General features: G+C 59.3%; 18 protein-coding genes and 1 tRNA gene. 10 read left to right on the top strand and 9 right to left on the bottom strand.

Features of this window, described 5'->3' with window-relative positions; translation table 11 throughout:
• Positions 1-251: 251 nt before the first annotated feature.
• Positions 252-1,760, top strand: a complete 1,509-nt coding sequence (locus SIB56_RS14250) for a glycoside hydrolase 100 family protein (RefSeq protein ID WP_413324528.1) — start codon at positions 252-254, stop codon at positions 1,758-1,760.
• Positions 1,761-1,813: 53 nt separating this feature from the next.
• Here the strand turns inward: SIB56_RS14250 and petD are convergent, their stop codons facing one another.
• Positions 1,814-2,296 (bottom strand): cytochrome b6-f complex subunit IV, encoded by a 483-nt coding sequence (petD, locus tag SIB56_RS14245; RefSeq protein ID WP_067095562.1) that lies wholly within the window; start codon positions 2,294-2,296, stop codon positions 1,814-1,816.
• A 75-nt stretch (positions 2,297-2,371) separates the two neighbouring features.
• Positions 2,372-3,028: a cytochrome b6 gene (petB, locus tag SIB56_RS14240; protein ID WP_006042106.1), complete on the bottom strand. Its 657-nt coding sequence runs from the start codon at positions 3,026-3,028 to the stop codon at positions 2,372-2,374.
• Between the two features lie 66 nt (positions 3,029-3,094).
• On the opposite strand from petB, the gene ctpZ reads away from it, so the two are divergent.
• The 7 genes from ctpZ (at position 3,095) to SIB56_RS14205 (ending at position 7,866) form a co-directional block, all read left to right on the top strand.
• On the top strand, positions 3,095-4,396 hold the full coding sequence (gene ctpZ / locus SIB56_RS14235) for a carboxyl-terminal processing protease CtpZ (RefSeq protein ID WP_413327452.1): 1,302 nt from the start codon (positions 3,095-3,097) through the stop codon (positions 4,394-4,396).
• Positions 4,397-5,644, top strand: coding sequence for an HD domain-containing protein (locus SIB56_RS14230; protein WP_413324527.1), 1,248 nt, complete (start codon positions 4,397-4,399; stop codon positions 5,642-5,644). It begins immediately after the preceding gene.
• A gap of 28 nt (positions 5,645-5,672) precedes the next feature.
• Complete coding sequence (gene minC, locus SIB56_RS14225; RefSeq protein WP_413324526.1) at positions 5,673-6,353, top strand: septum site-determining protein MinC; 681 nt, start codon at positions 5,673-5,675, stop codon at positions 6,351-6,353.
• A gap of 62 nt (positions 6,354-6,415) precedes the next feature.
• Complete coding sequence (minD, locus tag SIB56_RS14220) at positions 6,416-7,228, top strand: septum site-determining protein MinD (RefSeq protein WP_413324525.1); 813 nt, start codon at positions 6,416-6,418, stop codon at positions 7,226-7,228.
• Between the two features lie 5 nt (positions 7,229-7,233).
• A complete protein-coding gene (gene minE / locus SIB56_RS14215; RefSeq protein WP_413324524.1) occupies positions 7,234-7,512 on the top strand; it encodes a cell division topological specificity factor MinE in 279 nt (92 codons plus the stop codon).
• A 49-nt stretch (positions 7,513-7,561) separates the two neighbouring features.
• Positions 7,562-7,804, top strand: coding sequence for a response regulator transcription factor (locus tag SIB56_RS14210; RefSeq protein WP_413324523.1), 243 nt, complete (start codon positions 7,562-7,564; stop codon positions 7,802-7,804).
• A tRNA-Thr gene (locus tag SIB56_RS14205) sits at positions 7,795-7,866 on the top strand. Before SIB56_RS14210 ends, SIB56_RS14205 begins: the two co-directional genes overlap by 10 nt.
• A 23-nt stretch (positions 7,867-7,889) precedes the next feature.
• On the opposite strand, the gene SIB56_RS14200 is transcribed toward SIB56_RS14205, so the two are convergent.
• The 5 genes from SIB56_RS14200 to SIB56_RS14180 are packed head-to-tail and all read right to left on the bottom strand — an operon-like array spanning position 7,890 to position 11,184.
• Positions 7,890-8,063: a hypothetical protein gene (locus SIB56_RS14200; protein WP_413324522.1), complete on the bottom strand. Its 174-nt coding sequence runs from the start codon at positions 8,061-8,063 to the stop codon at positions 7,890-7,892.
• Positions 8,051-8,668, bottom strand: a complete 618-nt coding sequence (locus SIB56_RS14195) for an L-threonylcarbamoyladenylate synthase (RefSeq protein ID WP_413324521.1) — start codon at positions 8,666-8,668, stop codon at positions 8,051-8,053. The genes SIB56_RS14200 and SIB56_RS14195 overlap by 13 nt, the downstream gene beginning before the upstream one ends.
• Positions 8,665-9,582: a peptide chain release factor N(5)-glutamine methyltransferase gene (prmC, locus tag SIB56_RS14190; protein WP_413324520.1), complete on the bottom strand. Its 918-nt coding sequence runs from the start codon at positions 9,580-9,582 to the stop codon at positions 8,665-8,667. The genes SIB56_RS14195 and prmC overlap by 4 nt, the downstream gene beginning before the upstream one ends.
• A gap of 9 nt (positions 9,583-9,591) precedes the next feature.
• Positions 9,592-10,707, bottom strand: coding sequence for a DNA-processing protein DprA (locus tag SIB56_RS14185; RefSeq protein ID WP_413324519.1), 1,116 nt, complete (start codon positions 10,705-10,707; stop codon positions 9,592-9,594).
• A 27-nt stretch (positions 10,708-10,734) separates the two neighbouring features.
• Positions 10,735-11,184 carry an acyl-CoA thioesterase gene (locus SIB56_RS14180; RefSeq protein WP_413324518.1) on the bottom strand — a complete coding sequence of 150 codons (450 nt, stop codon included), beginning with the start codon at positions 11,182-11,184 and terminating at the stop codon, positions 10,735-10,737.
• A 53-nt stretch (positions 11,185-11,237) separates the two neighbouring features.
• On the opposite strand from SIB56_RS14180, the gene SIB56_RS14175 reads away from it, so the two are divergent.
• On the top strand, positions 11,238-12,086 hold the full coding sequence (locus tag SIB56_RS14175; RefSeq protein ID WP_413324517.1) for a universal stress protein: 849 nt from the start codon (positions 11,238-11,240) through the stop codon (positions 12,084-12,086).
• 32 nt (positions 12,087-12,118) lie between these two features.
• On the opposite strand, the gene psbM is transcribed toward SIB56_RS14175, so the two are convergent.
• A complete protein-coding gene (psbM, locus tag SIB56_RS14170; protein ID WP_006042119.1) occupies positions 12,119-12,223 on the bottom strand; it encodes a photosystem II reaction center protein PsbM in 105 nt (34 codons plus the stop codon).
• 58 nt (positions 12,224-12,281) lie between these two features.
• The gene (locus tag SIB56_RS14165; protein ID WP_413324516.1) at positions 12,282-12,776 is read right to left on the bottom strand and encodes a 2Fe-2S iron-sulfur cluster-binding protein; all 495 of its coding nucleotides are present in this window, start codon (positions 12,774-12,776) and stop codon (positions 12,282-12,284) included.
• 262 nt (positions 12,777-13,038) lie between these two features.
• On the opposite strand from SIB56_RS14165, the gene psbB reads away from it, so the two are divergent.
• Positions 13,039-14,598, top strand: coding sequence for a photosystem II chlorophyll-binding protein CP47 (gene psbB / locus SIB56_RS14160; protein WP_413324515.1), 1,560 nt, complete (start codon positions 13,039-13,041; stop codon positions 14,596-14,598).
• Positions 14,599-14,612: the final 14 nt, after the last annotated feature.

Here is a 14,612-nt window from a genome sequence, read left to right as displayed (position 1 = left end):
GTGCGGCCTCGCGGCCGCTTGTGAAACTTACAACACCGTGGGATCTCTCCCTCTCGGCCTCGTAAGCACCCCCAAACACTACAAGCTCGCGCTCTTCATGCTCAGAAGCTGCGCCTCAGGCTTCCGCCTTCCGCGCAGTCCAAAAACATAGCTCACCATCAACCCACAACGCAACTAATACGCATCTCAAGACTTGCTTCCACTGCCGTGATCGATCTCCAGCACTACGTTTCGGCTACAGGCAGCCGATCATGGCAGGACGCTTCAGCCAGCAGAACCAGCGTGTTCGACCGAGCTCGAAGGAAGATCAGGTGGTCCAGAAAGCCCGCGAGCACTTTGAGCGCACGCTTATACCACTGCGTGGTCACCTGGCGGGCAGCGTCGCAGCGCTGGAACATCCCCGACATGACGAAGCCCTCAACTACGGCGAGATCTTCCTGAGGGACAACGTTCCTGTGATGGTCTATCTGCTCACACAGAAGCGATTCAACATCGTGCGGCAGTTTCTGACCATCTGCCTTGACCTGCAAAGCACCACTTACCAGACCAGAGGGGTGTTCCCGACAAGTTTCGTGGAGGAGGAAGGCCATCTGATCGCTGACTATGGCCAGCGTTCCATCGGCCGAATCACATCAGTCGACGCGAGCCTCTGGTGGCCTGTTCTGTGCTGGATGTATGTGAAATCGAGCGGTGACGAGGAGTTCGCCTCCAGCCAGGCTGTGCAGCGCGGAGTTCAGCTGTTGCTGGATCTGGTGTTGCATCCCACCTTTGAGGGAACTCCGGTGCTGTTCGTGCCGGACTGCGCCTTCATGATTGACCGCCCGATGGATGTGTGGGGTGCACCACTGGAAGTGGAGGTGCTGCTTTACGGGTCCCTGCGCTGCTGCACTCAGCTGATGGAGCTGGGACGCAAACACCACAGCAGCCGACTGCTGGACCAGAGACTTGTGCTCACCCGTCAGTGGGTTCATGACCTTCGCCAGTTTCTGCTGAAGCACTACTGGGTCACGAGCAAGACGATGCAGGTGCTCAGGCGAAGACCAACGGAGCAGTACGGAGACAATCAGCACCAGAACGAATTCAACGTTCAGCCTCAGGTCATCCCCGACTGGCTGCAGGACTGGCTCGAGAACCGTGGCGGTTACCTGATCGGCAACATGCGCACAGGGCGCCCCGACTTCCGCTTCTACAGCCTCGGGAATTCGCTCGGCTGCCTCTTCGGGCTGCTGACCGCTCCACAGCAACGGGCGCTGTTCCGCCTCACGCTGCACAACCGCGATCATCTGATGGCGGAGATGCCCATGCGTATCTGCCACCCTCCGATGGAGAGCCTGGAGTGGCAGAACAAGACCGGATCAGATCCGAAGAACTGGCCCTGGAGCTATCACAACGGTGGGCACTGGCCAAGCCTGTTGTGGTTCTTCGGGGGTTCGATCCTGCTGCACGAACGACGCCACCCCCATGCCGATGTGCTGCTAATGGGGCAGATGAAAGCCTTGCTGGAAGAGTGCTACTGGAGTCATCTCAACCAGTTGCCGAGGCAGCAGTGGGCGGAATACTTCGATGGCCCGACCGGCACCTGGGTGGGGCAGCAGTCCCGGACCTACCAGACCTGGACCATCGTGGGCTTTCTGCTGCTGCACCACTTTCTGCGCGTCAATCCTGACGACGTTCTGCTTCTCGACCTGGATGAAGGAGCCGTGGCTGACCCTGCTGATGAGGAGCTTGAGGAGAGTCATAGCGATCTGGATCACCAGTAAAAAAGCCCGGCCAACGGCCGGGCTCATGCGATCTGAACTGGATCCGGTTCAGATCAGAAGAGACCCAGGGTCAGGGATTTATCAATGGGCATGGCCGCGCCGATACCCAAATAAATGGTGGTGGCGGTTCCAAACAGGAACACGGCCATAGCCACAGGACGCCGGAAGGGGTTCTGAAACTTGTTGAAGCTCTCAATGAACGGGACAAGCATCAGCCCGAGGGGAACAAGGGTCTGGAGAGCGATTCCCAGCAGCTTGTTGGGAACGACCCTCAGGATCTGGAAGACCGGATAGAGATACCACTCAGGAAGAATTTCCAGGGGAGTGGCAAACGGATCGGCCTTGTCGCCGAGCATGGCGGGGTCGAGCACGGCGAGGCCCACGATGCAGGCAATGGTGCCCAGGATCACCACCGGAAAGATGTAGAGCAGGTCGTTGGGCCAGGCAGGCTCGCCGTAATAGTTGTGGCCCATGCCCTTGGCGAGCTTGGCGCGCATTTTGGGATCATTCAGATCCGGCTTCTTGAGAATGTGCATGGATCAGTGAGTGATGTTGGAACCTTAATCAGAGAGGTGGGACTGAACTCCGCAGAGCACAGAGACTGAAACGGATCACAAGGGGCCGGAAATGCCCTGCTTCCTGATCATCAGGAAGTGCATCAGCATGAATACCGCCAGAAGCCATGGCATCACGAAAGTATGAAGGCTGTAGAAGCGCGTGAGGGTGGATTGCCCGACACTTTCGCCACCACGAAGCAGCTCGACCATGAAATCACCGACCACGGGGATTGCAGCAGGAACCCCTGAAACGATCTTCACGGCCCAATAACCGACCTGATCCCAGGGGAGTGAATATCCTGTAACCCCGAAAGACACTGTGATCACGGCCATGGTGACGCCGGTTACCCAGGTGAGCTCTCTCGGGCGCTTGAAACCACCGGTCAAATAGACGCGGAACACGTGGAGAATCAGCATCAGCACCATCATCGAGGCGCTCCAGCGGTGCACGGAGCGGATCAGCCATCCGAAGCTGACGTCCGTCATCAGATATTGAACGGAGCTGTAAGCCTCGGCGACCGTCGGCTTGTAGTAGAAGGTCATTGCGAAGCCGGTCGCGAACTGAATCAGGAAGCACACCAGTGTGATTCCACCGAGGCAGTAGAAAATGTTGACGTGTGGAGGCACGTACTTGCTGCTGATGTCATCAGCAATGTCCTGAATTTCAAGACGTTCCTGAAACCAGTCGTAGACAGGTGAGGAGTTCGCCATGCAGAGGTGGGCTTGGATTGCGAGAGTCTACCGATGACCTTCCAGTTGCGGGCAGGGATGAAGCCAATGTTGCCGACTGTTAATGGATGCAGGGATCGTCTGCGAAGCCTGGCTTTTGGTCTGGCGAGCGCCGTGCTCATCGTTCTGCTTGCAACCCCCCAGGCGCTGGCGCTGAACGACGCCCAGCAACTGGTGGTGGAGAGCTGGCGACTGGTGAACCAGGGCTATCTCGACCCTGGCCAGTTCGACAAGATCCGCTGGAAGCGCCTCCGCCAGAAAGCACTTGAAAACACGATTGAAACGAGCGAGGACGCCTACAGCGCCATCGAGGCCATGCTGCTGCCGCTCAACGACCCCTACACCAGGCTGCTGCGACCTGCCGACTATGAAGTGATGAAGGCAAGCAATGAGGGAAACCTCAGCGGTGTGGGTCTGCAGCTTGGCCACCGACAGGACAGCAACGCCACTGTGGTGATCGCTCCACTGGAAGGATCACCGGCGGCCGAGGCCGGCATCTTGAGTGGCACCGAGGTGCTTGAGGTGAATGGTGAAGCGGTTGAGTCACTTGGTCTCGAGGCCACCGCAGCGCGTCTCAGAGGTGCAGTCGGAACCCAGGTGGTGCTCAAACTGCAGTCACCGCAGGGAGAACAGCAGGAACTGACTCTTGAGAGGCGCAACATCGACCTGCGTCCCGTGCGGACACGGAGGCTGCGCAGTGATGCCCACACTCTCGGGTACATCCGGATCACACAGTTCAGCGAGAGCGTGCCCGACCAGGTCCGCGAAGCGATCGACGAGCTCTCCGACAAGAGCGTTGAGGGATTGGTGCTGGATCTGCGCAACAACTCCGGCGGCCTCGTCAGTGCCGGACTGGCCGTTGCCGATGCGTTCCTGGATCAGCAACCCATCGTTGAGACCCGGAACCGAAGCGGCATCGCCGATCCGATCCAGGCTGGACCTGAAGTGCTCTACTCGGGACCGATGGTGACGCTGGTCAATGAAGGCACGGCAAGCGCCAGCGAGATCCTGGCGGGGGCTCTTCAGGATGATGACCGTTCGCTGCTGCTCGGAAGCAACACCTTCGGCAAGGGGCTGATTCAGACCCTGACCAACCTCAGTGACAGCAGTGGCCTCGCCGTGACCGTGGCCGGCTATGTCACACCCAGCGGTCGAGACATACAAGGTGAAGGCATCACGCCGGACAGGATCCTGGACGGACCAGAACCACTGAATCCCGGCGGAGAGGGTGATCGCTGGCTGGCGGACGCTGAACGGGTACTTCAGTCGCTGATTGATCAGGAGGCCAGCCAGACCGACAGTGATGCGTCACCGACCAGCGACGAGGTTGAAGCGGAGCAGTTGAGCTGAATGAGCTCGCGCACCTATCACGATCCACTTCATCGCGGAATCAGCCTGGATGCTGATCAACCAGCAGAAGCCATGGTGCTCGAGCTCGTCGATACGGCTCCTTTTCAAAGGCTGAGGCGCATCCGCCAGCTCGGTCCGGCATTCCTCACCTTTCACGGCGCCGAGTCGAGTCGGTTCACGCATTCACTGGGTGTGTTTGCCATCGCGCGACGGGCAATGGAGAGGCTGGTTGAGCTTGATCCGGCACTCAACGACCAGAAGGGTGTGCTCTACGCCGCCGCTCTGCTGCATGACCTGGGCCATGCCCCGCTCAGCCATACAGGGGAGGAGATGTTCGACACCCACCATGAGCAGTGGTCTGCACGTGTGATCCGTGAACACCCCGAGATCGAGGCTCCCCTTGAGCGGTTTTCAAAAGGAACAGCTGATGCCGTGGCCGACCTCCTGGAGCACGGCCGTGCGGAGCGTGGCGTGATCAAGGCCCTGGTGAGCAGCCAGCTCGACTGCGATCGCCTGGATTACCTGTTGCGCGACAGCTACAGCACGGGCGCCCGTTACGGCCAGCTGGATCTGGACCGCATCCTTGCGGCGATCACGCTAGCCCCGGACGGCGAGTTGGCTATCCACCCAAAAGGTCTGATGGCTGTGGAGCATTACCTCGTGGTGCGGAGCCTGATGTACCGCAGTGTCTACAACCATCGCCTCAATGTGGTCTGCAACTGGTTGCTGGAGCAACTAATCCGGCAGGCTCGACAGCTCGGCCCCGAGCGGATCTGGGCTGATCGGATCATGCAGGCTTGGCTCTGGGACACCGGGGAGCTCGAACTGCACAGCTACCTAGCCAACGATGACCTGCGTACCGGGTATCACTTCCAGCGATGGAGAGAGGAAGCGCCCGAGCCGCTTGCCGATCTGTGCGATCGGTTCCTGAACCGCCGCCTGTTCAAGGCACTGGATGTCAGTCAGATGGATTCCTCGAAGCAGCTGGAACTGCTTGCCAAAGCCCAGACCTTTGCAAACAAAGCAGGCCTCGACCCTGAGATGTGCTGCGGCCTGCGACAAAATCAGATTCGTGGATATCACCCCTATCGAGGTGGATTGCGCCTCTGGAACGGCCACAGTCTGCGGGCGCTCGAACAGTGTTCGCCACTGGTGAACAGTCTCGCCATTCCAGCGGCATCAGCCTGGCTGATCCACCCTGGAGAGATTGCAACCGAACTCAATCAGGCCATGGCCAGCACGCGCTAAAGGCGGATGATCTGAGTACTGTCCGGCCATGACTCCTGAACCGTCATCGCAGACCCCTTTCTGCCTCCGCCTCCCGGCGTTCCGATCGGTGACCTGGCAGCAGTGGCTTCCCTCGCAGCTCCCCTCCATACCGCGCCAGGTGATCGATTTGGACACAGGAGACTGGAGCCTGAGCTGCCGTGATTTGGAGGAGCTGCTCGGAACCTTGAATGAGGCTGGCCATCCCGTTCAAGCTGTCACAACCCGCTGCAGAGACACGATGATCAGTGCTGCGGCTCTGGGATTGATCGCACGTCATGTGAGCCCTGACTCCACAAGCGATGGAGGCACGCATGACCAGGCTCACGACATCGGCACGGATGCTGAACTGACTGTCCATCGAGGAACGCTGCGCTCCGGTGATCACATCGAGAGCCGTGGGCACCTGCTGATCGTGGGTGATGTGAACCCGGGGGGCTCGGCATCCGCGAATGGAGATGTCTACGTCTGGGGACGCCTGCGCGGCAGAGCACATGCCGGACGCAGGGGAGATAGCGAAGCCAGGATCGTGGCACTGCAGCTGAGACCACTTCAGCTGCGCATTGCAGAGCTGGTGGCGCGTGGACCGGAGGAACGGCCCCAGCCAGGCCTCGCCGAGCAGGCCTGCATTGTTGAGGGAGCCATTTCTATCGAGCCTGCCAAGCCACCCTTCGCCGCCCAGCAAACCTGATCAAGCTCGGGAGGACGGAAAGGATCAATGCCATTAATGTGGCGCGATCAAAACGGGACCCGGTGACCAATTCGCGAACGATCCTGATCTGCTCGGGAAAGGGTGGCGTCGGCAAGACCACCCTCACTGCCAATCTCGGCATCGCTCTGGCCGGGCTAGGAGCTCGCACCGTTGTTCTTGACGCGGACTTCGGGCTCAGAAATCTCGATTTGCTGCTGGGACTCGAGAATCGAATCGTTTACACCGCGCAGGAAGTGCTGGCGGAGACCTGCCGACTTGACCAGGCGCTGGTGAAACACAAGCAGCAGCCGAACCTGGCCCTGCTTCCGGCTGGTAATCCGCGGATGCTCGAGTGGTTGAAGCCCGAGGACATGCAGACCATCGCAGGCATGCTTTCGGATCGTTTCGACTACGTTCTGATCGACTGCCCTGCCGGCATTGAAGACGGCTTTAAGAATGCCGTGGCCGCCGCAAAGGAAGCCATCGTTATCACAACCCCAGAGGTCTCAGCAGTCAGGGATGCTGATCGTGTGATCGGGCTTCTCAATACCCACGGGGTATCACCGGTTCAGCTTGTCCTGAACAGAGTCCGTCCCAAGATGATGGCCAACCAGGACATGCTGGCTGTCGACGATGTGACCGACATCCTGGCTTTGCCTCTGCTTGGGCTGGTTCTTGAAGATGAACAGGTGATCGTCAGCACGAACAAGGGTGAACCGCTCACTCTCAACGGCACAGCCTCACCCGCGGCCAGGGCTTACGGGAACATCGCCGGTCGTCTTCAGGGAGAGGACATCCCCCTCATGGACCCTGCGAAGGAACGGCGTGGGATCCGCGCCAGGGTGCGCCAACTGATGCAAACGAAGATTTTCTGAACGCCATGACCTTGCAAGACCTGCTCGACAAAATCCTGCGTCGTCAACCTGCCAGTGCCACCACAGCGCGTGAGCGACTTCAATTGGTTCTGGCCCACGATCGCAGTGACCTGAGCCCAGAGACTCTTGATCAGATGCGACGGGAAATCTTTGAGGTCGTGGCCAAGTATGTGGACATAGACCTGGATGAGGGAGATGTGAGCCTCGAAACGGAGGATCGCGTCACAGCACTTGTGGCCAATCTGCCGATCCGTCGTTCAATGGCAGCCAGCTCAAAGGATTGAAGCTGTCCGGAATGAGGGGGAATCCCTTCAACAGGATCTTTCTCAATCGATGACCAATTTTCAGCTGACCCCTGCTGAGATGGTGGTGCTTGACCTTCTGCTGCAGGGCATGAGCAATCGGGCGATCGCAGAAACACTGGTATTGAGCATCCGCACGGTTGAAAGCCACATCAGCACTAGCCTTGGCAAAACAGGCTGTCGATCACGGCTGCAGCTCAGCCTCTGGTGGATGCAGCAGATCAGATCTGGGGCACCGATGTACGCCGGTAGAGTTCCCTCATTGCCGGCTTAGCTCAGTGGTAGAGCAGCGCTTTTGTAAAGCGAAGGTCGTCGGTTCAAATCCGTCAGCCGGCTTTCAGGCACTTGAGTCCCTCTGTTCAGCGTGTCTTGTTCGAATCCGTGGGCCCAGCCAGAAACCAGAGCCCCACCAAGGCCAGCAACCAGGGCAGCAGCTTGAACTCGAACAAGGGCGTGACTCCGCGGATCACAGGCTCCAGAATCCAGTGGAAGAGAGCCTGAAGCACCAGCAGGAGCGCAATCAGCCAGAGCATGGAGGAGATGTTTCAGTCACATCAACCATCACAGCGCCCTGGCGCAACACTTGCCAGCAGCCTGGTGATGTCCAGGCAATCACAGTGCTGGCAAGGCCTGAAGGCACAGGCCAGGGCAGTGGTGACAGCAGCGGCAAATCGGGAAAAGCAGCTCCGGCTTCAGCCGCGCTCCGACTGGACGGAGCGCCCGAAGCATTGGCACTGGTTGTCGCCAGCGGGCCGCTCTGACTCAGGAGTGTTCGCGTGACGTCACAGTCCGGAACGCGCATCCCCAGAGTTGCCCTGCCGGGGTTGAGGTTCTGACTCAGGCGACTCGTCACGGGAAGTACAAGGGTGAGCGCGCCAGGCCAGAAACGATCGACCAGCGGTTCGGCATCATCTCTGGCCTCTTCGCTGGTGAGCGCAAGCAGCTGGTCAGCCTGAGAAGCCATCAGTATCAGCGGTTTGTCCTGCGGACGCTGCTTGAGGGCCCAGATCTGCGCCGCATGATCAGGAGCGGCTGCAAGTGCCGGCAGGGTGTCGGTGGGCAGGAGCGCAGCGCCACCGCCAAGGAGATGACTCGCCATCTCCTTGGCGGCCAACTGTGGAGGTCTGATATTGGTCATGGGCGAAACCGTGACACTGCTTCGGGGTGAGGCGCACGTCTGGCGATGGCAAAACGCTTGACCCCGCAGAGATCGGAGCGGGATTGAGCGAAGATCAGCCCGGCTGACCTCATCAGAGCCAACACCTGATCACTTTGGTCATGGTGATGCTCAAGCAGAAGCCAGCCGCCGGCGGAAAGAGCCCGGGGAGCCAGGTTCACAATTGCTCTGCAACAGTCCAGACCATCCTCTCCACCACAGAGAGCCTGTTTTGGTTCATGGTCGCGAACAAGCGGGTCGAGAGCATCAACAACACGGTCAGGGATGTAGGGAGGGTTCGAAACAACAAGATCGAATTGCCCCCACCACGGACGCAGAGGTTCCCACCATGAACCCTGATGCAGCTGCCAATTCGGGGATGTCGTCATGGCGTTGAAGTTGATGCGCGCCAGGCCGATAGCCGCAGCGCTGAGATCAACAGCATGCCCATGCCAACCGCGCAGAGCACGAGCCAGGGCAATGGCCATGGCGCCGCTGCCTGTGCCAAGGTCCGCCCACCGGCCGCCGTGGGGGAACCTGCCCTCCTCCCGCAGGCATTCGAGAGCGAAATCAATCAGCAACTCAGTCTCCTGACGGGGAATCAGCGCCGCTGGGCTGCTCCGAAGTTCTAGGTCGCGCCATGGACAGCGTCCGACGAGATGTTGCAGCGGCACATGATCCTGAACATGCCTTCCCCAGAGTTCCTCCAAGGCCGCAAGGGGCCTGGCAAGAGAAGCTGTTTCCTCAGGAAGAATCCGCAGTCTCTGAAGTTCAGCCCAACTCAGGTTGGCCTCCATCGCGAGCAGCCAGTCGAGATCAACATCCCGGCCTCCTCGCAGCAATTGTTGGCGACGCCAGGCCAGCAACTCCTGTCCCGAACACTGCTCGGACTCCATCGAACGAACTTAGAGCGTGCGCCAGCGCAAACCTGGCTGTGCTTTCACCCGACCGGCCAGTTCGAGCTTCAGCAGCTCGGAAGCGATGTTCTCAGGATTCGATTGAAGTGACTGAACCATCTCATCGAAGCTGAAATCGTCGTTCAGCAGCTTCAGCAAGCGAATCTGAACGGGAGTGCAAGGCGTGGTGTTCCCGTCATCTTCGGCGAGCCCTGGATCAGCGTGAGAACCAGGGAGACCGGGACCAGGTCCGAGCTGTTGAATCAGATCCTGGGGATTGATCAGCGGCTCAGCCACCGATCCGAGCAGAGCATTGCTGCCCTGAGCCGAATCACGCAGTGCATCTCCTGGAACAACCCACACAGGGATGTCCATCGAACGAGCCATGACAGCGGTCCGAAGCGCTCCGCTGTTCTGCGGGCATTCGACCACCACAACAGCCTTGGTGACGGCGGCAAGCAAGCGGTTGCGTCGAGCAAAAGAGGATCGTGAGACCCTCTCGGAATCACGGAACTCCGTGATCAGCAGCCCGGCGTCGGCGATCGCCTGTTGCAACTGGCGATGCTCAGGGGGATAGACACGATGCAGCGGGGTTCCCAGAACAGCAACGGTCTGGCCTCCAGACTCCAGACAGGCTCGATGAGCAGCTGCATCAATTCCTTCAGCAAGGCCGCTGACCACAGGCCAGCGCGCCCTGGCTAGGGCTCGACCCAGGCCTGCAGCCATGCGAAGGCCGTGTGATGAAGGTCGACGCGTGCCAACCACGGCAATCGCCTGCTGAGACGACAGCAGAGGGAGGAGACCTCTGGTGCCACGCCACTGAATCGAAAGCGGCGGGCGCTCCAGGTTCTCAAAGCCCGCTGGCCAGCCAGGATCACACGGCAGAAGAACGTGACTCGGAACCTCAAGGCAGGGCTGCAGACCAAGATTTGTCCTGTAGCGATCAAAGGAGCACAACACCTGCTCCGGCCACCCGAACGCCTTCTGCAGCCGGGGAAGGGACCATCTCCAGGGCTCCTTGAGTCCCCCGGGAGCCTCAGCGACAGCAGAACAGAGCTGGCGCATCCGGACGGCACCAATTCCAGGACACTGCATCCATAACCACCACCAACCCCTCTCCGACACGCGCTCATTGCTAGTACAAAAATACTATCAATCAGGCTGATCAGGGCCTTGGAGGAGGGTTTTGAATGCCAACGCAATCTCTTCAGGCGGGCGACGCAGAACCTTGCGGTCCGGCCGCACGCTCACCAGAACAAGCTCCACCGAGGCCTCCGCCACGCAAACTCCACGCCTGATGAATCGGGTGAGCCAGGGCCAGCGAACCCCCCTTTGGACAGAGGCGACACTCATCAGAACCACCTCATCGCCAAGCCTCAGCGCTTCCCGGTACCGGATCTGCAACTGAACAACAGGCATTTCCAAGCCGCCCGAAGCCATCGTCTCGTAGGGGCAGCCGGTCGAGGAAAGCGCTTCCACCCGAGCCTCCTCCAGCCATCCCACATAGGCCCCATGCCACATCACTCCACCATGGTCAGTGTGCTGCGGCAGCACACGCTTGGTCAGGCGCCATGGGGTTCTGGTAACGCTCTCATTCACCATCAGAACGTGCACTGCAATCAGCCATAGGCTGCTTCATAGGCCGAGGCTTCGCCGTGTTCAAGAACCTGCTGATCGCCGATTCAGGCAAAGGCCACGTCGGAGAGATGATCAAAATGCTGCGCGATCTGCCGGCCTTTCAGGCAGCCAGAATCAATCTGCTGCATGTGGTGCCGGAACAGACCATGTCAGCAACACAACAGCACTGGAAAAGCGCCGGCAGCTTGCTGGCAGGAGCGGTTGAGCAGCTGGGGCTCAACCCCCAGGACGTGAACTCGATCATTCGCCAGGGAGATACCAAGCAGACCGTTCTGAACGTGGCAGACGAACTGGACGTGGACCTGATCGTGATGGGATCACGAGGTCTCGGCAGGCTCCGCTCGATTCTGGCCAACAGTGCCAGCCAGTACGTCTTCCAGCTCTCAACCAGGCCGATGCTGCTGGTGCGAGACGACCTCTACATCCGCCACATCAACAGAATTCTTGTCACCATTGACGGAACAGGAGTCGGAGACGACGCGCTCACACTCGCCTGTGAGATGGCCAGGGAGATTCCCGGAGGAAAGCTGACTGGCGTCCATGTGGCTCGCCAGGAACCTGCGGCATCTCGAGGAGCGCCCAGCAAAAGTGATTCATACCTTGACAAAGCAGTGAAGAGAGCTCGCAACCTTGGGGTTGAACTGAACCCCCTGCACGTGACCAACAGTGACATCGGCAAGGGCGTTTGCCTGGCTGCCGACCAGGTCAGCGCCGATCTGGTGGTTCTGGCCTCACAAGACCGCCGTCCTCTTGTTGCAAGAGGGCTTGTCGATCTCGACAAGCTGCTCGGCGGCTCAGTCAGCGACTACATCAGAGTTCACGCCCCTGCCCCCGTGCTGCTGGTCAGAGAGCCGGAGCGGAGGTGATCAGAGTCGAGAGCAGAGCCGCTGATGGGCAGTCAGCCCTCGCGGCTGTTGGTCTGAATGAACAGGATGATCAGGAAGACGGTCGGCACCAGAACAAACAGCAGGCTGGCCACGAAGCCGAGATCGTTGGTTTCCATGAACGTGAAAGAACCTGCTGGAACGTATCACCGTCCGGAAAGTCTTGACTCGATCCGATCAGCGCTCTTCACCGGGCGTTGCAGGTAAAGCCTTACCTGAGACCTCCATCGATGAGCTGATCACGTCTGCCGCTGGGCAGGCAGACATGATCTCATCACCAACAACGGCACCTGGCCACTGCTGCGGCCCTTCTGGAAGAGGAGCCGCCAAGGCCGCAGCAATTCGGTTGACCTGGGCAGGCATCGAAGCCTGAGGCTTGGTCACCACCACCACCGACTGCTCGACCAGAGACTGACAAGCCAAACGCCAACCCTCAGGCCTGCGTCTGAGCTTGGACTCCTCCACTTCAGTTTTTTTGCTCAGGGCTGAAGCGGAGCTTTCACCTTCCACCTTCACGAAACAGGTGCTGCACTGTCCGCAGCCGCCGCAGTTGCCCAGCTGACCTTTAAGTCCGTAGAGCTGAATCCCCTCCCGTAAGGCCACAGCGCGGAGATTTTCACCCGGGAAGCATTCCACATCCCGACCTTCACGCACAAAACGGATGACAGGCATTGATTTTCAGAAAAAGCAGGGCGCTGCGACACGCCGAAACCACATCACTCTGGAGCCAGAGGTTGCGTTTTGTAACCCCCCAGAGCGAGATGAGCCGGCGAGCAGGCGAACCCAGGAGACCGGCGGGATCGAGAACTTCGATCATCTGAGTCACCTCCATTCACGTTGCAGGACACGACAGCCTGACGCGTACATCGAAGTGAACGCCCTACGATCGCCAAGTCTGGCTGCATTGGCAGCTCCGTTCCCCCGAACCTGACCCATGGGATTGCCCTGGTATCGGGTGCACACCGTCGTTATTAACGACCCGGGCCGTCTTCTGGCCGTGCACCTCATGCACACTGCCCTCGTCGCCGGCTGGGCCGGCTCGATGGCGCTTTATGAACTTGCCATCTTCGACCCCTCCGATCCAGTCCTGAACCCGATGTGGCGTCAGGGCATGTTCGTGATGCCCTTCATGGCCCGTCTTGGTGTGACGGACAGCTGGGGCGGCTGGAGTATTACCGGCGCCACTGGCGTGAACCCAGGCTTCTGGAGCTTCGAAGGTGTAGCCGCTGCGCACATTGTTTTCAGCGGTCTGTTGATGCTGGCCGCGATCTGGCACTGGACCTATTGGGATCTCGAGATTTGGCAGGACCCCCGCACCGGGGAGCCGGCTCTTGATCTGCCAAAGATCTTCGGCATTCATCTCCTCCTGGCGGGCCTCGGCTGCTTCGGCTTTGGAGCCTTCCACCTCTCGGGCGTCTTCGGGCCCGGCATGTGGATATCAGATCCCTACGGTGTCACCGGACACCTTGAACCGGTTCAACCCTCTTGGGGACCTGAAGGTTTCAACCCTTTCAATCCAGGTGGAATCGTCGCCCACCACATCGCAGCTGGAATTGTCGGCATCATCGCCGGTATTTTCCACATCACCACCCGACCACCCGAGCGTCTCTACAAGGCACTGCGGATGGGAAACATTGAAACTGTTCTGGCCAGCGCCATCGCAGCAGTTTTCTTTGCAGCCTTCGTGGTTGCAGGAACCATGTGGTACGGCGCAGCTGCAACTCCCATTGAGTTGTTTGGACCTACCCGCTATCAGTGGGATCAGAGTTATTTCAAGACCGAGATCAATCGGCGTGTTCAGACCGCGATGGATCAAGGCCAGACGGAGTCAGAGGCCTATGCCTCGATTCCTGAAAAGCTTGCCTTCTATGACTACGTGGGCAACAGTCCAGCCAAGGGTGGTCTGTTCCGTGTCGGCCCGATGGTGAACGGCGATGGTCTACCCACTGGCTGGCTTGGACATATTGCCTTCACTGACAAGGATGGTCGCGAGCTGCAGGTTCGCCGTCTGCCGAACTTCTTCGAGAACTTCCCTGTGATCCTCGAAGACTCAGATGGGATCGTGCGAGCAGACATCCCCTTCCGCCGCGCTGAAGCGAAGTATTCTTTCGAACAACAGGGAGTCACGGCGTCTGTTTATGGAGGTGCACTCGATGGTCAGACCTTCACTGACCCTGCTGATGTGAAGCGCCTCGCCCGCAAGGCTCAACTTGGTGAAGCGTTCGAATTCGATCGCGAGACTTACAACTCCGACGGCACCTTCCGCAGTTCACCGCGTGGTTGGTTCACTTTCGGACACGCCACATTCGCGCTTCTGTTCTTCTTCGGCCACATCTGGCATGGAGCAAGAACTCTGTACCGTGATGTGTTTGCCGGTATCGACCCCGATCTTGGCGAACAGATCGAGTTCGGTCTCTTCCAAAAACTGGGAGATCGCTCCACCCGCAAACTGCCCGAGGGTTATGTGCCCCCTGCAGGTACCAAGCTCAGCTGATCAGCTCTTAGGAG

Source organism: Synechococcus sp. MIT S9503, assembly GCF_047304175.1.
Taxonomy (GTDB): domain Bacteria; phylum Cyanobacteriota; class Cyanobacteriia; order PCC-6307; family Cyanobiaceae; genus Synechococcus_C.
The sequence above is the reverse complement of the archived record's forward strand: the minus strand, read 5'-3'. Positions and strand labels throughout refer to the sequence as shown.